Source organism: Amphibacillus sp. Q70, from assembly GCF_052055485.1.
Classification (GTDB): Bacteria; Bacillota; Bacilli; order Bacillales; family Amphibacillaceae; genus Amphibacillus.
This window is the reverse complement of the sequence record NZ_CP197171.1, coordinates 1,579,472-1,599,220: the sequence shown is the minus strand read 5'-3', so window position 1 is coordinate 1,599,220 and position 19,749 is coordinate 1,579,472. Positions and strand designations below refer to the sequence as shown.

The following is a 19,749-nucleotide window of genomic DNA, read 5'->3' as shown; positions in this document are numbered from 1 at the left end:
ATGGAAAAAGTTAGATGAAAAGGCCCATTAAAAAATGATCAAGTCACAACTATCGAGAGGAAAGCATCTCCTTAGCAGATGAGCTATGCGCAGACTCCCGTGGGAAAAGCACAAGGAAGGCTCCGTCAGCAATCCATCACACGAAGAAAATTGATTTTTATTTTCGAGGATGAGATTGAAATCCACTTTGCCAAGTGGTCTTTGATTGGAAAAGTTTGGGGAGTCAAGTTAAGACCGCCACATCATGTGGCGACACTTGCATGACCTACATCCTATAGGCCTCCATACCCACAGGACAAGGAATGCTTCGGCAGCGATACATCGCATGAAGAAAATCGCTCTATATTTTCGAGGAAAGCGGGACATATCTCATCTGTGGAGGAGGACCCTCTATATCCATATTCTGTTTGTTCATGAATAAATCTTTTTTGTTCCACCCTCTTGATCGATTACTTTGCTTAACCTGACAACATTGCTAACTGTGAGCCTCCCGCCTAGTTCCAAGTATAAACATTAAAAGGAGCTGTCATTTGCAACAGCCCCAACTTCCGTTCTATATATTAATAAAAGTTTAACTATTTTCCTGTTCAAATTCCTTAATAAAATCTACTAAAGCTGCAACACCTTCCAATGGCATGGCATTATAAATACTTGCGCGCATACCACCAACAGAACGATGACCTTTTAATGTTTCTAAACCTCTCTCTTTTGCTTGATTGATAAATTTAGCTTCAAGCTCTTTGTCGCCATTTATCGTCACAAAAGGGACATTCATTAAAGAGCGATCCTTGCCTGCAATCGGTGCTTTGAACAGCTTTGATTGATCAAGGGTCTGATAAAGAAGGGCTGCTTTTTCTCGATTGATTCGTTCCATGGCCTCTAAACCACCAAGTTCTTGCAACCAATCAAAAACAAGTTTTGCCATGTAGATTGAGAAGGTTGGCGGTGTATTAAAGACAGATTTATTCTCGGAATGTGTCTTATAATCAAACATAGTTGGAACAGAATCTGACGCTAAACCGATTAAATCGTCTCGAATAATCACAATGGTTAAACCTGCAGGACCGATGTTCTTTTGTGCCCCTGCATAGATAATACCAAACTTAGTCACATCAATCGGCATCGATAAGATATTAGAGGACATATCCGCAACTAAAGGCACATCGCCAGTGTCAGGCAATTCAGCAAAAACAGTCCCTTCAATTGTATTGTTCGTTGTAATATGAACATAATCGGCTTCTGGATCAAACATCTCCTTCGTTAGTGTCGGGATATGATTAATCGTGTCTTCTCCTACTATCCGAACCTCTCCAAATGCTTTAGCTTCTTTGAAAGCTTTTTTTGACCATGATCCAGTTAAAACATAATCTGCTTTTCTACTATTTACTAATAAATTCATGGGTACCATTGCAAATTGCTGTGAAGCCCCACCTTGTAAAAAGAGTACCTTGTAATTATCCGGAATATTCATTAACGCTCTTAAACTTTCTTCAGCCTGCTCTAAAACATCCATAAACCATTTCGAGCGATGACTTAACTCCATCACAGACATACCCGAACCTTTGAAATCTAACAATTCTTCTTGTGCTTTTTTCAACACACTCTTTGGTAACATAGCCGGTCCAGCTGAAAAATTATAAACGGGTCCCATCTTATATCACACCTATCTGCTTTATTTTCATTTCGATTAGCAATTCTTATTGTGACTAAGTTTATCAATTTTTATATTACTTTTCAATGTAAATATTGTGAAAATTGCAACAATTAAATTAAGATTCCCTAAAATGAAGTTGGGAATGCTTAGAAGCTTCTCTTAACAGGATTGGTATTAGAGCTATCAGATACGCTCAAAAACTTAATTAACTACAGCACTCTATGCAAACATTTTTACCAACCCGCCATTTCTCAATTTGTATTTTTGAAAGAGATCTTACAGCAAGTTAACCTATCCTAAAAAGTCCAGTACCGTTATAAAATCAATACCACGTTTTCATATTGCATATTTTTTTCATTATTGCCATCGAGCTCTCAAATGCAAGTCTTAAAAATGAGAATGAAACATTCTATTCAACTTTTCAACTTGGAAATACGAATAAAACACGGAATAGAAGGGATCTATCTGACATTTTGGTTTGTGATTTCGTTTAAAATGCGTGATAGAAGTGTTCTATTCAACATTTTGGTTTGTGATTTCTTTTGAAACGTAGGATAGAAGCACTCTATCCTACATTTTGTTCTGGACTTTTGTTTAAAATGCGTGATAGATGCACTCTATTCGACATTTTGACCTGGAGTTTTATTTAAAATGGGATATAGAGATGCTCTATCCGACATTTTGACTTGAGATATCATATCAAGTGCATGATAGAAGTGCTCTACTCATCTTGTCTAGATGGAAGGTAGGCTTAAATGAAAAAGATTACCTAGCTCCGATGTTCTCATAAATAATTTTTGATAGTTGAATGACCGTGCTATAGAGCAATTAATACAAAAAAAGCTATCACAAGATGTACACCATACATTTTGCAATAGCCTCTTCTACATTAGATCATATCACTCATTGATTTAGCTTGAATATTCATATCTGGCTTGAGTTTGTCATCTCTCGGAATAAATTGAACAAACTTCCTTTCCCCCGGTAAGAGATCAAAGTAGTTATCGCTAAAATATCCTGTTTCTTCTGTATCTAACCAAATGCTCTTGGCAAACTGATCGGTCGATATTTCAAATTGTCCATATGAATCTAGTTGTTTGATCGTTACTTTGGGTTCTGGAAGTGGCAAAGCTTTTGTCGGAACAAAATAATGTCTCTTACGATCCACTAACTCTTTTTCAATCGTTAGTTCACCCACCATAACAAGACTTGCTTGATCATAATCTTGAGTTAAACGGTCAATGGCAATTGTCTTGACAATCATACTTTGATTTGGTTTGATTTCAATAGCTGCCAATTCTTCATGTAAAATGTCACCCGTTAAGTTTTGGAGTGTCAGTTTTAGCTTAGCCGTTTTCTTGACTAATTTATCTGTCACTACATAAACGTCTAGCTGATTCTCTGTTTGTTGAAAAGATAACATTTCATCTTTAAAAGCTGCTTTAGCATAATAGTGAAGTGCCTTCCAGCGTCCATAGTAATCGATACTTGACCATGAAGCTACTGGCCAGCAATCATTGATTTGCCAATATAACGTTCCCATACAATAAGGCATTCTACGTCGATGTGCCTCAATCGCTTGTTTAATGCCTTCTGCTTGGAGAACTTGACTCATGTAAAGAAATGCTGGGAAATCTTTTGGCTCTGGTAAATATCGATCCATATATGTTTTAATCAATTGATTTCCAGCTCCATTTTTTTGATGGTGCAGCATGACTTTCGATTCAATTGCATAGTCTGCCTCTTCGGCAAACGTCTCAACTGTCCTTAATTCTGGGAAGGATTGAAAACCATATTCACTCATGAAGCGTCCAACATGTGTATGATAGTCCTCGAATGGTTTCTTGCCATGCCAGACATCCCAATAGTGGACATCGCCACTTCCACCTACTCCTGTTGCATGCTGGTGAATATCTCCAGTCAAGTCAGCTAGTGGTGATGAGGGCCAATAAGGTTCATTCGGGGCATACTCTGTTGTCACATCCGCTAAAATTTGATCAAAAATCGTTTGGTAATCTGCCCATAGCTTTTCACGTATCTGGTGGTCATAATCATTCTTCCAACCCCAGCCAGCCTGTTCATTAAAATGCGCCCAAGCTGAATCAATTTCATTATTGCCACACCAAAGCACAATTGATGGATGACTCCGAAGTCGTTTCACATTATCTTTTGCTTCCTGCTCAACGTTTGCTAAAAAGGCTTGGTCTCCAGGATACATACTACAAGCAAACATAAAGTCCTGCCAAACCATTATGCCATGCTCATCACAAAGACGATAGAAAATTTCAGGTTCATAAATACCGCCACCCCAAACACGAAGCATGTTCATATTAGCTGCTACGGCGCTTTCAATTTCATAGTGATAACGCTCTTCCGTAACCTCGGTTACAAAGCTATCATTCGGAATGTGGTTAGCTCCTTTTGCAAATACAGGGACACCATTTAATTCGAAGTAAAATGAAGTGCCCGCTTGATCGCGATCACGGACAAGTCGAACAGATCTTAGTCCAGTCGTTATCATTCTTTCGGCAAATAACTGATCTGCTTGCTTAAACTCTGCCACAAACGTATATTGATTGGGGTCACCCAAACCTCTACTCCACCATAATTTAGGCTGATCGATAGCTAGTTCAAGTGTTACTTTATTCTTTCCGGCTTTAAGCTGGACATTTTTGCGCCAAGACAGCTCACCTGTTGTAATCTGAAGCTCACCCTGCCAGTTAGAGACACTCTCCACTTCAAGCTCTGCCGTTAATTCAGCTTTTTCGTTTGAAACTGATCGTTGATTAAGGTAAAAATCATCGATATTGATTTCAAACCAAGCCACTAATTCAACATTGCGCCAAATCCCACTTGTGACAAAACGTGGCCCCCAATCCCAACCATAGTGATAAGGTGCCTTCCGAGCAAAAATACTGATTTGATGGTCTCCTAATTCCCCCATTTCTGAATCATCATTCGCAGCCGGCAAGCCGTAACCAAGTGCTTTTAATTTAGGTAAATCAACATCAACAGGTGATTTGAAATGAATACGGAGCTGATTTTCTCCTTCTGTTAAAAGTGACTTAACCTCTTTACGATAAACTCGAAACATATTCTCTGTTTCTAGTATAATTTCATTATTTAAATACACAGTCGCATACGTATCCAAGCCATGAAAAATAAGTTCAATTCTGTCTTGTTTGAGTAAATTTTGATCAACAGAAAAAGTCGATTGATACTCCCATTCTTGCTTATCAATCCACTGCTGGTCTCTTTCATTCGTACCGTAAAACGGGTCATCGATCAACCCATGGGTTCTTAAATCAGTATGAACAAATCCCGGCACCACTGCTTCTAACCAGTCACCTTCGTTCAGTTGCCTGAATTGCCAATCTTGAATGGTCAGTTTTATTTTTTTCATTATTTATCACCTCAAGTTAATTATTTTAATAAGCGAATAAGTCCTTTTAGTCACTTTCCTTGGTTGCATGTTTCATTCGGTAAAATTCACCTTTTGCAGCAATTAATTCTTGGTAACTGCCTACTTCAACACAACGACCCTTTTTCATCACAACGATTCGATCAACATCGCGAATCGTCGATAATCGATGAGCAACAATAAAGGTTGTTTTTCCTTTTCTCAATTGGCTCATCGATTGTTGAATTAACTGTTCTGATTGATTGTCTAATGCAGAAGTTGCTTCATCCAAAATAATTAAGTCAGGATTACGAATGAAAGCCCGAGCAATTGAAACCCGTTGCCGTTGTCCGCCAGACATTCGATCCCCATGCTCACCAATTTTGGTGTCTAGACCCTCAGGGAGTTCATCCATCACATTTGTTAAATTTGCCATCTCTATCGCTTCTTTAATTTGTTCTTCTGTCACTTCAGCTAATCCATAAGTAATGTTTTCACGAATGGTTCCAGAAAAGAGAATTGTATTTTGTGGAACAACAGCCAAGCGTTGACGATATTTTTGCATATTTAAATCTTCCATTGGCTGATCATCAACTAGAATTCGTCCTTCTGTCGGCCGATAAAAACCAGTAATTAAATTCAGAATCGTTGATTTTCCTGCTCCTGATTCACCAACGAAAGCAATAGATTCGCCCGACTTAACATGTAAGCTAAAATCACTTAACACATGTTGATCCGTATCACGATAGTGAAAATAAATTGACTCAAAGGTAATTTGACCCGTAATTTTCTTAATCTTTTGTTTCCCTTGATATTCTTGTACATCCTGAGCAAATAAAATCTCTGAAACCGAATGAATGGACTCAAATCCTCTAGCTAATTGGGGATAAATATTAATCACAGCAGAAATCGACATTAATATGGATGTAAAATAACTTTGATATAAAACAATATCACCAACTGGAATTGAGCCATTAAAAGCTAAATAAACGGTGAATAATAAACATAGCACTTGAAAGAGTTGAAAACTTACCCAGTTCGTTGCACCAAAAAAGGCCTCTAAAATATCAAGCTTATAGCCTTTCCCTCTTACATTTTGAACAAGAGAATCAATTTTATTGATTTCAACTTGTTCCAAACCATGCGCACGTGTCATTGGGATCATTTCCACTGTTTCGGCTACCTGACCAGACATTTCCTCCACTTGTTGTCTAAATTCCCGGTTTTTACTGCTTAATTTTCCCCGAAAGAAGTATACTAGGATCACCGAAATCGGAATGGCAATTAAATAAAATGAAACGACGGTTAGACTGCGTGAAGCTGTAATCGCAATCGCAACAATAATATTCATCAATGCTGGCAAAACACCTAGCATAATCTGTTTTGACATCATTTCAATCATTTCTACATCTCGGAGAACTTTGGCCTGTAAACGTCCAGATTGCAATTCACTATGATATGAAATTGACAAATGTTGCAGCTTTCGAATTAATGTACTTCTTAATCCAGCCTCAACATGACGAATGGCCTTGGACATAAAACTAATATGTAACATTTGAGACGGTAAATTTTGCAAAATAACAACAATTAAAACAATGATATTAAGCCAGACATAATGATTGTCATATTGATCGGGATTCGTGACAAAATTGATTAAATTCGCAGTGACAATTGGTAAAATCCAAACGGGTGAGTGTTTTAATAGAAAAAATATAAATGAAATAAATAATCTCAAGAAATGTCCTGAATAGAGCATTTTTAAAATTTTAAAGGCACGACCTTTAATGTCTGTACTTTCTTCAAATCGTTTTTCTAAATCTAAAGAGATTCCCCTCTTACCCATATTAATCTCCTTTCTTCTTTATTTTAATTAGCTTAATAAGTTAATTAAATAAACGTTAATATCAACTATATAACGGTTATATTCGAATGTCTAATTATTTTTCAAATGATTACATTATCCTTATAAGTTATGTTATATAATAAAATATAGCGTTTTCATTAGAAATATGTTATCGTTGATTAATAATAACTTATCGATAACTTAATTACAAGAGGTGACCAGAATGACAATTTTAATAAATGAAGCAAATCAAGAGTTTCATTTGCAAAACAATACCATAAGTTATGTATTTCGAGTGCTAGAAAAAAGCAAACAGTTAGAGCAGCTTTACTACGGGAAGAAGATTACTCATCGTAGTTCTTTCGCTCATTTAATTGAACGAGAAGTTCGCCCATCAAGCAACATGTTTGAAGGCGATCATACATCGTCACTTGAACATATTAAACAAGAATATCCAAGCTATGGGACCACTGATTTCCGCTACCCAGCCCATGCAGTTACGAATAAACAAGGAAGTCATGTGACCACTTTTCAGTATGATCATTATGAAATCCAAAAAGGGAAGCCATACTTACCTGGTTTACCTGCAACTTATGTTGAATCAGATCAAGAAGCAGATACACTTCTAATCACTTTAAAAGACCCTGTCCTTAACTTAAGGCTGGTATTGGCTTATACCATTTTTGCTAATCGCCCAGTCATCACAAGACATGCTAGATTTATTAACGATTCAGATCAAGACTATCAAATTGAAAATGCGATGAGTGCAAGTGTTGACCTAGCCTCAGACCAATTTGAACTCCTCCAATTAAATGGAGCTTGGGCACGTGAAACACATGTTGAAGTTAACCAGCTAGCAACAGGCATCCAATCCATCTCGAGTACACAGGGAGCCAGCAGTCATGTTCATAACCCCTTTTTTGCTTTAAAACGTCCGGAAACGACTGAACATACGGGTGAGGTCTATGGATTTAGTCTCATATACAGTGGGAACTTCCTAGGTCAAGTTGAGGTCGATACATATGGTGTTAGTCGAGTCATGATCGGGATTAACCCATTCCGCTTCTCATGGAAACTCACTCCTAATCAATCTTTTCAAACACCCGAGGCTATCATGGTCTTTTCTGACAAGGGGCTAAATGGAATGAGTCAAGCTTATCATTCACTTTATCGTGAACGTTTAGCACGTGGTTATTGGCGTGATCGAGCCCGGCCCATTTTAATCAACAATTGGGAAGCAACCTACTTTGATTTTAATGAAGAGAAAGTTCTTGAAATAGCTGCAACTGCTAAAGACCTTGGTGTTGAGTTGTTTGTCCTTGATGACGGATGGTTTGGTGAACGCCATGATGACTCATCATCATTAGGGGATTGGTTCGAAAATAAAAACAAATTACCGAATGGAATCAAAGGACTATCAGAAAAAATTGAAGACCTTGGCATGCAATTCGGCTTATGGTTTGAACCAGAAATGGTTAGTAAAGGAACGAAATTGTTTGAAGAGCATCCCGATTGGCTGATTGCTTCGCCTAATCGAGAACCTTCCCATGGTCGCAACCAATATATTTTGGATTTTTCTCGTCAAGAAGTTGTTAATCATGTCTATCGGCTGATGGACAACATCATGCGTGATGCTAAAATCTCTTATATTAAATGGGATATGAATCGCTTTATGACCGAGGTATACTCAAAAGTTCTGCCCCCAGATCAACAAGGTGAAGTTTTCCACCGTTATATTCTGGGTGTTTATTCACTTTATGAACGGCTGATCAAGAAATATCCTAAAATCCTGTTCGAATCTTGCGCTGGTGGTGGAGGTCGTTTTGATCCAGGAATGCTCTATTATGCGCCACAAACATGGACTAGTGATAACACCGACGCTGTTGAACGGCTAAAAATCCAATATGGAATTTCAATGGCTTACCCGCTAAGCTCAATCGGCAGTCACGTTTCTGCCATCCCGAATCACCAAGTCGGACGAATGGCACCGATTGAAACACGCGCAAATGTCGCATATTTCGGCACATTCGGTTATGAACTAGATATTACTCAATTAACTGATGCTGAAAAAACTATCGTTAAACAGCAGACCACCTTTTTCAAAGAAAGACGCGAATTGATCCAAAAAGGAACATTTCATCGCTTATTGAATCCATTTGAATCGAACGAAACAGCTTGGATGGTCGTCGCAAATGATCAAAGTGAAGCAATCGTTGGTTATTATCAAGTGTTAGCTAGACCAAATGAGCGTTATAAACGGATCAAGTTAACAGGGCTAAATCCAAATCAATGTTATGCCATTGAAGGAACTGATAAAACCTATTATGGCGATGAATTAATGAATATTGGAATGATCCTAGCTGATAACTTCACTGACCGTGCCGATGAATATTGGTCACAGGAAAAACCAGGTGATTATAACTCTAAAGTATTTGTCTTAAAGACAATTTAATCTGTTACCCCCTTTTAATATAGATATAAAAGACCTCTCACAGAGCCTAGTGGCTATCTGCAAGAGGTCTTTTACTTTGTTCAGTTTTATTATAAGTTATAAATCATTGTTTCCTTACCAAAAATGGATTCCCAATCAGTTGTGAAATCGAGTACTGCCTTCTCAATCGATGGCATTGCAAAGGCTTGCTGAATGATATTAGCCCCCATCGTTGCTGCTTGCGCTCCAGCCTCTAATGCAGCATTGACCTGCCCAACGTTTTTGAAACTTGCGGCTAGAATTTTTGTGTCACTTTTGGTTTGTTTAATTTCATTGTTCAATTCTTGTAATACTTCTCTCGGTTCAATATTTAGATTTTCCATCCGATTAAAGTATGGGGCAATATAATCTGCTCCAGCAGCTATAGCTAGATAAGCTTGAAATTTAGTATATATAGCTGTTGCGGTAACATTGATATCTTTTTGTTTTAGTTCCTTGATCACTTTTAAGCCTACTTGACTCACCGGAACTTTGATAAATACTTCTGAATCAATTTTCTCTAAAATGGCTTCCGCATCCTTCAACATTCCTTCATAGTTTGTTGCGACTACTTGTACATGTAATGTTTTCTCTTGACCAATAATAAGACGAATTTGTTTCATATGTTCAAAAAAATCAATTTTTCCCTCGTTTTTTACAATTGAGGGGTTAGAAGTTACACCAGCAAGTGGAATAATTTCTGTATATTTTCTGATTTCTTCTAAATTTACTGTATCCAATAAAAATTCCATTTCCTCTTCCCCTTACTATTAGAGATAGAACAGGACCGCTCCCGTTCTATCCCTTGAAGTTTCGTTTTATAAAACGTGTTCAGTGCGTTCAATAATATCATCTTGAGTAGCTTTTGATAATACATTGAAGAACGCTGAATATCCAGCTACGCGTACAATCAAGTCACGATGTTTTTCTGGATGTTTTTGGGCCTCAATTAGTGTTTCTCTAGAAACAACATTATATTGGATATGATATCCACGTAATTTGTTAAAGAAGGTTCGAAGTAACATAATAAGCTTTTGTTTATCTTCTTCTTTTGTTAATGTCTGAGGGTTTACCTTTTGATTTAGTAATACACCCCCGAGGATTTCCTCCGTTGGTAACTTGGATACAGATTTCAATACAGATGTTGGACCTTTTTTATCCATATTATGCGATGGCGAGCAGCCCTCTGCTAGAGGTACCCATGCATTACGACCATCTGGAGTAGCCATAGTGCCCCGTCCTTGACCTACATTTGCAGAAATTGACGAGGTTCCTGAATATCGAATTCCACCAATAGGACCACGACCATAACGTGTATTAGGATATTTTCTAATTTCGTCAATGTAGCTATCATAAGCTTTTGTAACTAATTGATCTGCATAATCCTCATCATTACCATACTTAGGAACGTCATGAATAATCATTTCTTGAATCTCTTTACTGCGTTCACTCGCATAATCAGTCATTAATGCTTCCCAAAGTTCCTCTTGTGTGACTTTTTCTTGTTCAAAAACTAACTGTTTGATAGCAGCTAATGAATCTGCCAAGTTAGCAATTCCTACTTGCAAACCGGAAATGTAATCATAGAGCGCTCCACCTTCTTTGATTGTTTTTCCTCGACCAATACAATCTTCAGTTAGTGCAGAACACAGAATATCCGGAACTTCTCTCTCAAGACCAAGATCAATTGCATTTTCAACTATCACACTCATACGAGTTAATTCACGAACTGTTTTATCCCATGCGTCTTGAAGCTCCTCAAATGACTTCATGTCTTTAAAATGTCCATAACCTTTAACAAATCGTTTGCCTGAGACCGGATCAATTCCATCATTCATTGTAATTAATAAAATTTTAGGGAAATTCATATAACTCATTCCCGTACAACGATAGCCCCACTTACCTGGGACAGCTGTTTCTACACAACCAATCGCACTATAATCATAGGCATCCTCATCATCAACGCCAACATTTATAAATGAAGGAATAATGATTTCATCGTTATTGAAAGCGGGCATGCCAAACCCTAGTTTCATGACTTCAATACATTCATTCATGAACCTTTTATCTAATCCTGAATGATAGCGTACAGTTAAATTTGGCTGAGGTAATTTAGTTTGAGCTACACTTCGTAAAACGAGATAAGATAATGTATTGACAGCATCCTTTTTATCTCTGGTTTGTCCGCCAATTGTTACATTTTGATAAAGCGGGCTCCCTGCACTACTATACGTATGTGCTTGACTACGAACTTTATTAATAGTCAGTGTTTTAATCCATAAATTCGTCAATAATTCCACAGCTTGGTCTTCAGTCGTCATTCCTTTTTCTAGGTCCATTTTTAAATATGGATACATATATTGATCAAAGCGACCGTATGACAATGAATGTCCATTTGATTCAATTTGTAAGATCAATTGAATAAACCATACTGCTTGAACAGCTTCTGCAAAGGTTTCTGCTGGTTCATAAGGAACTTTAGCACAAATACGACTAATTTCTAATAGCTCTGTTTGTCGCTTTGGATCGGCTGTTTCTGCTTTTTCTTTGGCTAAAGCAGAAAAACGTTCTGCATAGGTTTTTACTGCATCAATCACAATCAATACTGCATTATAAAAATGATATTTGTCGATACTTTCTGGATTCGTTAAGTCTAAATTAGCCTTTTCCTTTAGAACCCGTTTCCTGTATCCTTTTAAACCAACTTCTAACATTTGCTTGTAGTCAACTGCCAAATGTGCATCTCCAGAATTCATTTTACCTTCCATTCCGAAAAATCCGGTTTCCATGAATACCTGCACTTCATCAGGCAGTAAAACACCAGCTTTTGCTCTTAAATTATTATTCTCCCAAAAGGGAGCAATTGAACGTAAATCCTCTTTAGTTTCTTCCGTAATATAGAAAACATCGCCATCTCGTTTTTCAAATAAATCTAATTCGTTTACAACAAACTCTAATGTGTATTCCGGAAAAATAGGGGCATCTTTATTCGAAGCCGCTTGATTTCCTACAATCATTGTTTTATCTTCAATATAAATAGACATTTTTTCCAGAATATTTTGCAACATCAATGCTCGTTTCATTACATTCGGTTGATTTTGATACTTTTTGAAAGTTTCAGTTACTAATAAAGCGCGTTCGGCACAAATATAGGGTTTCTTATTTAGGACTGATTCACGATATTGATTCATACGATCTGTTAAACTGCCAAAATGAGGTTGGCTTGTTTTCACTTGCTCTTGCAATTGACTCATACCTTTCCCCTCTCCTTCAATTGAAACTTATTTAACTTTCTTTCGAAATTAATATAGCATGAAATTTCATATTTAGTCAATTGAATTCCCATACTATACATAAATAAAAAAAGAAATGCACAAATGTGCATTTCTCGATGAAAACTATTCTATATCATTTAAACCGTTATAACATTGATATCTTGCTTTTTCAAAAATTCAGTGTTCTCCGGGGGAATCCCATCATCCGTATAAACCATGCAAATATCTTCAAATGCAAATTCAGAAACAACCCCAACTTGAGAAAACTTACTAGAATCCGTTAAAATAATTGTCTTTTTAGCTGCTTTCATCATTGTATTAGCAGTATCACAGCGAGTGATATCACTACCAGTGAAGCCTCTTCTTCTATCAAAGCCATCAATCCCGACAAATAATTTATCAACAAAGAATTCACTAATCATTTTTTTCACCAGAGGACCCACATTAACTTGTGATTCTTTTTGATATTCACCACCGATCAAGACAACTTTGACACTCTCTGCTTTTCGAATATAAGACGCAATAAAACAAGAGTTAGTAATAATAGTCACATCGTTTTTATTAAAGGCTAATTCCTCTGCTAATAAAGTGCATGTTGAACCAGATTCAATCATTACCACTTCGCCGTCATTTACTAATTCCGCAGCTTCTAAAGCTATTTTTCTCTTTAAATCATAATTATGAGCTAATCGATAGTTAATATCATCTTGATTATTCAGCACTGCAAACCCGTGTTGCCGGTGAAGTATCCCTCTTGCTTCAAGTTTATCTAAATCTTTTCGTATAGTTACTCGTGACACGTTTAATAAATCAGCCAATTCATTTACTTCGATTTTTTTATTTTTACTTACAATTGAAATTATTTCTTCTTCACGTGACATATTCATCCCTCACTTCTGTATATAAGAATAGCATATTTCTTCTTTTTAAACAATTTCGTCATATTGCTATAAGTTTCATACGTAAACGATTTTATTTACGTATGATATATTATATGATAAAATATAATTGAATAAAGAAAGAAGGTGATTAATATGACGACACAGTTAGCAACAAAACAAGCATGCATCTTTAATATTCAGAAATTCAGTTTACACGATGGTCCTGGAATACGTACAGTTGTTTTCTTCAAAGGGTGTCCATTACGCTGTTATTGGTGCGCCAATCCAGAATCCCAAAGTGGGAAACCAGAAAAAATGTGGGATAATCAGAAAAAAGCGATGACAACAGTTGGTGAATATAAAACAATTAAGGAAATTATTGATGAGGTTATTAAAGATGCCCCTTTTTATGAAGAATCTGGTGGTGGAGTCACACTTTCCGGGGGTGAAGTCCTTTATCAAGCTGAATTTGCTACTGAATTACTTAGACAGTTAAAAGAAAAAGGCATTCATACTGCAAGTGAAACAACCGGATCGGTAAAAACAGATATTTTCAAAAAATTTATTGAACAAGTAGATGTCTTATTTTTCGATATAAAACATTATGATGCTGAGAAACATCGAGCTGGAATTGGTTCCTCAAATAAATTAATCCTAAAAAATCTTGCGATTGCTATTCAAAGTCAAGAAGAACTGATTGTAAGGGTTCCAATCATTCCTAACTTCAATGACAGTGAATACGACGCTAAACAATTTGCAAAATTATTTAACGAACTTGGTGTTCAAAAAATCGAATTACTCCCTTTTCATCAATTTGGCGCAAAGAAATATGAGTATCTAGGAAGAAAATATAAATTGCAAGATATTCCGCAACTTCATACAGAAGACCTAGATTACTTTAAAGAGATAATAGAAGCACATGATATTAGCTGCCAAGTACAATGATTATATGGTCAGATTTATCAATAAGGATTTACAAAAGGCCCTATGTTCATATCCTTTAAAGGGAAGTTAACAGGGCTTTTTTTATCGGAAATTCCGTTTTAATAAAGAACGAGATATTTACATCTATCCAAATAGATAAGAACTTCCATATAAAACAACTGATCGAGTAGCTTACAGAGAATTTAAAGCAGACTCAAAAAAGAGTTATCCTATCCACAGTACGCGCTCAACGGAAAACATCAAAAAATAGTCACCTGTCATGTTTAGCAAGGCCATAAAAAACAAATGCGATTAAATCGGTTATCTGTTTCTGGAAAAGGGCTATACAAATTTAGAAAAAAAAAAAGTAAAGCAAATTTTGTAGAATCTAAAGAGTTGCACGGGCTTTACTACTGCAGGTTGAGATGGTTGTAGAATGTGGGAGAACAAGTGTCTTACTCACCACAGCTTGCCAGAACATGAGACAGATCGTCTTCTCTCTACCTAGTCAAGTCAGGGTACGTAGAGGAGGGGAAACTATTTTCATGGTACAGCTTATTTCCCTCTTAATTGCTTTAACCATATAAAAAAGCTTGCAGAGAAAATACCTTACTTTCTCCACAAACTAAGCATACTTTTTTTAGCATCATTAATGACGGATCAAATAATCGAATGCACCTAAAGCTGCTGTTGCACCAGATCCCATGGAAATAATTATTTGTTTATAAGCGCTATTTGTACAGTCTCCTGCAGCAAAAACACCTGCTAAACTAGTCATTCCATGATTATCAACAACAATTTCACCATTTTCATTTAACTCAACTTTCGAATCACGTAACCAAGCAGTATTCGGGACTAAACCGATTTGAACAAAGACACCGTCTAAAGCAATATGATGTTCTGCATTAGTTTTACAATCAACATAAGTCATACCATTTACTCGATCCGTACCAGTAATCTCTTTTGTTACAGCATTTTTTATCACTGTTATATTTGATAAACGATTTACACGATCTTGTAGAATCTTATCAGCTTTTAATTCTGATGAAAGCTCTAAAATATAAACATGTTTTGCTTTACCTGCCAAGTCAATAGCCCCTTCAATTGCCGGATTTTCTCCACCAACAACAGCCACATCTTTACCAATAAATAAGGGACCGTCACAGTGAGGGCAGTTGACCACACCTTTAGTATAGAAATCTTCTTCACCAGGAATATTGAGCTTTCTCCAAGTAACGCCTACAGAAAGAATCACAGACTTTGCCTTAAGAACAGCCCCATTTTCTAGTTCGACTTCAATCAAATCCTTTTTACGAATTGACTTTGCTCGTTGATTTTTCATAATATCCACATAGTATTGGTTTACATGTTGTTCAACCTCACCCATCAAATGCGTCCCTTCAGTATAAGGAATGCCAATCATGTTTTCGATTCCTGGTATGTCCATTACTTTTCCACCATAAGTGTCAACAAGCATTCCTGTATTGAGTCCCTTACGTACTGAATAGATGGTTGCACTATTTCCAGCAGGTCCCCCACCAACCACTAAAACATCAAAGACCTCTTTATTTAAAAATTGTTCTATACTTGTGGAATCCATTGCTAATTCAACTAATTGCTCGATCGTCTTACGACCACTAGCAACTTCTTCACCATCCAAAAAAATGGTCGGAACTGCTAAAACGTTCTTTGCTTCCCGTTCTTCTTGAAACATTCTGCTTTCAATCATGGTATGGGAGATGTTCGGATTCAAGACTGACATCATGTTCAATGATTGAACGATATCGGGGCAATTATGACAAGTTAGACTTACATAAGTTTCAAAGTGTATTTTTTTATCTATTTTTTCAATACATTTTGCAACATCTTCATCCACTTTTGGTGTAAGACCAGCTACTTGTTGTAATGCCAATATAAATGAAATAAATTCATGATCCAAAGGTAAACCGGCAAATTCTATCCGAGCTTCCTGCCCTGGTTGAGCTAATGCAAAACTGGGTGTACGGGATAATGTTTCTGCCTCAATAGAAAGTTTCGATGACATTTCGGTAATTTCTTCTAGAAACGCTTTGACTTCTTTTGAATCTTCATCATCATTTAGATCTGCTTTAAAAACAATATCAGATTCTAATGACTCTAAATAATAAGCAAGCTGGCTTTTCAGTTTGTTTTCTAATGCCATAACACCCTCCTCAATATAAATTATCCTGTCGCTTCATTCTATTTTATAGATCGAATTATTTTTAAATTTTATCCCTATACAATAAGTATTGTTTCTTAAATTCAATCTTATTGTATAGGGATTTGAATTGTTTTATTTGTACTTATGCAGTAAGAATGTTTTAAGCTTTCTTATCTGCCAAAAAAAGTCGTTCTTATAATCGAGTGAATTAACTAGCTTGTTCCATTTCTTGTTCATTATTATAAGCAATTCGATCTTGGACTCGGAAGAATGGATAGTACACAGCGGTTGAAAGTGCTAAAATTAAAAGTTGTACAATGACTGCTTGCCATCCCCCTACCATTAATCCTGAAATAATTGCAGGTGTACTCCATGGTAACGTGACACCAGCAAAAGGAGTCATAAATCCAATAGCAATCGAACCATACACTAAAATGGCTGAGAGTACCGGTACTGTAACAAATGGCAAGAACATAATTGGATTCATGACAATTGGAAAGCCAAAAATCACCGGCTCATTAACATTGAATAGCGCTGGAAAAATGGATACCTTTCCTAATGCTTTGTATTGCTGAGATTTAGCAGCAAAAATCATTGCGAGAACAATTCCAAAAGTAATCCCCGAACCAGATACCAATAGGAAACTATCTAAAAACTGCTGCGTAACGACATGTGCACCACTCTCTAAAGAAAGATCTCCTTGTGATAAAAGGACTCTATTTGCATCTAAATTTGATAGCAAGAGTGCGGTTACGATACCATTAACCACAGCTTGTCCATGAACACCAAACCACCAAAGAAACGAGATGAAAAAGGCAATCCCAATTGCTCCAGGCAATGAACCGGTTAAGCCTTGTAATGGTACTTGAATTATATTATAGATCATTTCAATAAATGTACCGCCATCGGTAACGATACTGGACACAATGTACACAATCATAGAAAGCAAGAAAATTACGAATGCTGGTACCATTGCCGAAAATTGTTTTGCAATAACATCTGGAACTTGCTTAGGCATTTTAATAACAATATTTTTCTTAATAAATAATGTATAAATCGCACCCACAGTTAAACCAATCAGAATAGCCCCGATGATACCTTGGCCACCAAACCATACTCTAGATAGAGCATCAGCTATCGGTTCTCCCCCTTCAGGAAGATAAGACGAACGGAGTGTAATAAAAAATGCTGATAAAGATAAAACACCTGCTGGTAACGGTTCAACATTGCTGTTTTTAGCATAGGAATAGCCTATTGAAAAACACGCAATCAATCCCATAATAGCAAAAGTTCCCGCTTCTACCTGCATAAATGGTTCTATCCAATTTGGACCAAATACATTTGCAATTGCCTCATTCAATCCCTCAAAAGGAAGTTGACCAATAATTAAAAATATACTTCCTACAACTGTTAAAGGTAAAATCGATAACATTCCATCTTTGAGGGCAACGATCCCCTTCATGTTAACAAATTTCATAATTGGAGCAATAATCTTCTGTGAATTGAAATTTTTCATTTCCTATTCTCCTCCAGTAACAGACACTTTCTTTTTAGAGATACTTAATGCTAAATTAAGCACTTTATCACCATCAAAAATTCCATAATCTTGCATTGGAATAACTGCCAGTGGAACATCACAATCTTTACAAATCGCTTCCGATTCGTCAAAGGTATAGCTGACTTGTGGTCCTAATAAAGCAACATCCATCTCTTCTACACAATCACACAGTTTTGCCTGAGGATAAGCTTCAACTTCTACTTCGAGATTTCTCTTTTCTGCTGCAATTTTCATATTATTGACTAACATCCCTGTTGAGAAACCAGCTGCACAAAATAATCCAATTTTAATCATCATTATCGAACTCCTTTATTTTTTTAATTCTTTTCTTAAATCAATAATTTCTTTTATTAAATTGATTTCTGTAATAGTTGTCATTAAATGGTCTTGCGCATGAACAAACAATGCGGTGATTTCTGTATTATTTCCACTTGCTTCTTGCGCTAAGAAACTCGTTTGCAAGTTATGCGCTTCATTCATTGCATTTTCTGCCAATTCAATTTCTTTATCACTCTCTTCAAAATTCCCTTGTTTTACTTGACTCAATGCTTGATGAATATGTTGCTTTGCGTTTCCCGCATTTAAAATCAATCCCATAATAATCTGATCTGGTACAATTGTTTCCACTAATATCCTCTCCCTTTTGTTTTTTTCAGTTATTTCATAACGATGCCTTATTATTTGATTTCCATTGCAATGATCAATCACATTAAAGATTCTCAATAAAATGCATATTTTAATAAATTTTTCGGAGTTGAAAACCTGTTTTTCACATGGATTTCTCTAGAAAAACTCAAAATAAATTATTTAACTAATAATCTTCAAATATTAAAAACGATATACATAATGAAAACACTCCTTTTTCTTCGCCTTTGAAAAGCAATAAAACTTTTAATACAAACTATTATTATTTCAAGTGAAATCATAATAGATTTCTTATATAACTAGAATATTAACATTTGAAAACGCATACATCAATACTGTCTGTTATAACTCTCTATTTTTTGCACAATTGTGCAATAGCTATGAAAATGATGAAAGTTTACGTATTACTAATCGGTGAAAAACATTCAAGGCTGACTATCCATAAAATACTTTTGATAAATAATATAATATTTAATGTTAGCTCAATCACAATCATTTCATTGCTATTGATGATATTACTATTTATTATTGTATGGCTGGAGTCGTGATATGGAAGTCATCAAACAAAGTAAAGCAACCCTAATAACGACAATAATAAATATAATAGTTGTTCCAATCATTATTTCAGCCGTCTATTTAGATCATGCTTTCAAAAGTATTGGATGGACCTAAAAGGTGGTAAATTGAAAAGGTAAATAGTAGATCTTGAGAGGTGTTAAAAATAAGCCTATCATTTGAGTAGATTTTGCAAGGTGGTAAGTAGTGCATTAACATATTAAGAAACCCGTGTGAGAGGGACTAAAAGTTACCTTTGATCACTACATCCCTATAAGCAAGATAAACTTCAGCAGCTTTAGCTGTCTCCAAAAAGAGATAGCTTAAATGACTAAATATAAAAAGTGAGACGAAATCTGCCT

Annotated in this window: 13 protein-coding genes and 1 pseudogene; 4 read left to right on the top strand and 10 right to left on the bottom strand. The window is 36.1% G+C overall.

What is annotated here, in order from left to right; translation table 11 throughout:
* Nucleotides 1-571 precede the first annotated feature (571 nt).
* The 3 genes from serC to ACS127_RS07145 all read right to left on the bottom strand — a co-directional run bounded on the left by serC (nucleotide 572) and on the right by ACS127_RS07145 (nucleotide 6,897).
* A complete protein-coding gene (serC, locus tag ACS127_RS07155) occupies nucleotides 572-1,651 on the bottom strand; it encodes a 3-phosphoserine/phosphohydroxythreonine transaminase (RefSeq protein WP_440897735.1) in 1,080 nt (359 codons plus the stop codon).
* A gap of 892 nt (nucleotides 1,652-2,543) precedes the next feature.
* Entirely contained in the window at nucleotides 2,544-5,057 is a 2,514-nt protein-coding gene (locus ACS127_RS07150; RefSeq protein ID WP_440897734.1) for a beta-mannosidase, read from the bottom strand.
* A gap of 46 nt (nucleotides 5,058-5,103) precedes the next feature.
* A complete protein-coding gene (locus tag ACS127_RS07145; RefSeq protein WP_440897733.1) occupies nucleotides 5,104-6,897 on the bottom strand; it encodes an ABC transporter ATP-binding protein in 1,794 nt (597 codons plus the stop codon).
* A gap of 223 nt (nucleotides 6,898-7,120) precedes the next feature.
* On the opposite strand from ACS127_RS07145, the gene ACS127_RS07140 reads away from it, so the two are divergent.
* Nucleotides 7,121-9,349, top strand: coding sequence for an alpha-galactosidase (locus ACS127_RS07140; RefSeq protein WP_440897732.1), 2,229 nt, complete (start codon nucleotides 7,121-7,123; stop codon nucleotides 9,347-9,349).
* An 89-nt stretch (nucleotides 9,350-9,438) separates the two neighbouring features.
* Here ACS127_RS07140 and ACS127_RS07135 read toward each other — a convergent pair whose 3' ends face one another.
* The 3 genes from ACS127_RS07135 to ACS127_RS07125 form a co-directional block, all read right to left on the bottom strand.
* On the bottom strand, nucleotides 9,439-10,119 hold the full coding sequence (locus ACS127_RS07135; RefSeq protein ID WP_440897731.1) for a fructose-6-phosphate aldolase: 681 nt from the start codon (nucleotides 10,117-10,119) through the stop codon (nucleotides 9,439-9,441).
* A gap of 66 nt (nucleotides 10,120-10,185) precedes the next feature.
* Nucleotides 10,186-12,621: a glycyl radical protein gene (locus ACS127_RS07130; RefSeq protein WP_440897730.1), complete on the bottom strand. Its 2,436-nt coding sequence runs from the start codon at nucleotides 12,619-12,621 to the stop codon at nucleotides 10,186-10,188.
* Nucleotides 12,622-12,779: 158 nt separating this feature from the next.
* A complete protein-coding gene (locus tag ACS127_RS07125; RefSeq protein WP_440897729.1) occupies nucleotides 12,780-13,523 on the bottom strand; it encodes a DeoR/GlpR family DNA-binding transcription regulator in 744 nt (247 codons plus the stop codon).
* A 153-nt stretch (nucleotides 13,524-13,676) separates the two neighbouring features.
* Here ACS127_RS07125 and ACS127_RS07120 point away from each other — a divergent pair, with 153 nt between their 5' ends.
* Nucleotides 13,677-14,468 (top strand): glycyl-radical enzyme activating protein, encoded by a 792-nt coding sequence (locus ACS127_RS07120; RefSeq protein ID WP_440897728.1) that lies wholly within the window; start codon nucleotides 13,677-13,679, stop codon nucleotides 14,466-14,468.
* 88 nt (nucleotides 14,469-14,556) lie between these two features.
* Nucleotides 14,557-14,959, top strand: a pseudogene (locus tag ACS127_RS07115) (transposase); the annotation flags it as partial.
* Between the two features lie 137 nt (nucleotides 14,960-15,096).
* On the opposite strand, the gene ahpF reads toward ACS127_RS07115, so the two are convergent.
* From ahpF to ACS127_RS07095, 4 genes are all read right to left on the bottom strand, one after another.
* Entirely contained in the window at nucleotides 15,097-16,629 is a 1,533-nt protein-coding gene (gene ahpF / locus ACS127_RS07110; RefSeq protein ID WP_440897727.1) for an alkyl hydroperoxide reductase subunit F, read from the bottom strand.
* 208 nt (nucleotides 16,630-16,837) lie between these two features.
* Entirely contained in the window at nucleotides 16,838-18,145 is a 1,308-nt protein-coding gene (locus ACS127_RS07105) for a PTS sugar transporter subunit IIC (protein WP_440897726.1), read from the bottom strand.
* 3 nt (nucleotides 18,146-18,148) lie between these two features.
* Entirely contained in the window at nucleotides 18,149-18,484 is a 336-nt protein-coding gene (locus ACS127_RS07100) for a PTS sugar transporter subunit IIB (RefSeq protein WP_440897725.1), read from the bottom strand.
* Nucleotides 18,485-18,496: 12 nt separating this feature from the next.
* Complete coding sequence (locus ACS127_RS07095; protein ID WP_440897724.1) at nucleotides 18,497-18,814, bottom strand: PTS lactose/cellobiose transporter subunit IIA; 318 nt, start codon at nucleotides 18,812-18,814, stop codon at nucleotides 18,497-18,499.
* Between the two features lie 567 nt (nucleotides 18,815-19,381).
* Between ACS127_RS07095 and ACS127_RS07090 the strand changes: the two genes are divergently transcribed.
* A complete protein-coding gene (locus ACS127_RS07090) occupies nucleotides 19,382-19,504 on the top strand; it encodes a hypothetical protein (protein ID WP_440897723.1) in 123 nt (40 codons plus the stop codon).
* Nucleotides 19,505-19,749 lie beyond the last annotated feature (245 nt).

What these genes read in the sequence shown, in the direction of transcription:
- ACS127_RS07135 (WP_440897731.1), bottom strand. Translation starts at nt 10,119, where the DNA reads ATGGAATTTTTATTGGATACAGTAAATTTAGAAGAAATCAGAAAATAT.
- ACS127_RS07130 (WP_440897730.1), bottom strand. Translation starts at nt 12,621, where the DNA reads ATGAGTCAATTGCAAGAGCAAGTGAAAACAAGCCAACCTCATTTTGGC.
- ACS127_RS07090 (WP_440897723.1), top strand. Translation starts at nt 19,382, where the DNA reads ATGGAAGTCATCAAACAAAGTAAAGCAACCCTAATAACGACAATAATA.
- ACS127_RS07120 (WP_440897728.1), top strand. Translation starts at nt 13,677, where the DNA reads ATGACGACACAGTTAGCAACAAAACAAGCATGCATCTTTAATATTCAG.
- ACS127_RS07100 (WP_440897725.1), bottom strand. Translation starts at nt 18,484, where the DNA reads ATGATGATTAAAATTGGATTATTTTGTGCAGCTGGTTTCTCAACAGGG.
- ACS127_RS07140 (WP_440897732.1), top strand. Translation starts at nt 7,121, where the DNA reads ATGACAATTTTAATAAATGAAGCAAATCAAGAGTTTCATTTGCAAAAC.
- ACS127_RS07150 (WP_440897734.1), bottom strand. Translation starts at nt 5,057, where the DNA reads ATGAAAAAAATAAAACTGACCATTCAAGATTGGCAATTCAGGCAACTG.
- ACS127_RS07145 (WP_440897733.1), bottom strand. Translation starts at nt 6,897, where the DNA reads ATGGGTAAGAGGGGAATCTCTTTAGATTTAGAAAAACGATTTGAAGAA.
- ACS127_RS07105 (WP_440897726.1), bottom strand. Translation starts at nt 18,145, where the DNA reads ATGAAAAATTTCAATTCACAGAAGATTATTGCTCCAATTATGAAATTT.
- ACS127_RS07125 (WP_440897729.1), bottom strand. Translation starts at nt 13,523, where the DNA reads ATGTCACGTGAAGAAGAAATAATTTCAATTGTAAGTAAAAATAAAAAA.
- serC (WP_440897735.1), bottom strand. Translation starts at nt 1,651, where the DNA reads ATGGGACCCGTTTATAATTTTTCAGCTGGACCGGCTATGTTACCAAAG.
- ahpF (WP_440897727.1), bottom strand. Translation starts at nt 16,629, where the DNA reads ATGGCATTAGAAAACAAACTGAAAAGCCAGCTTGCTTATTATTTAGAG.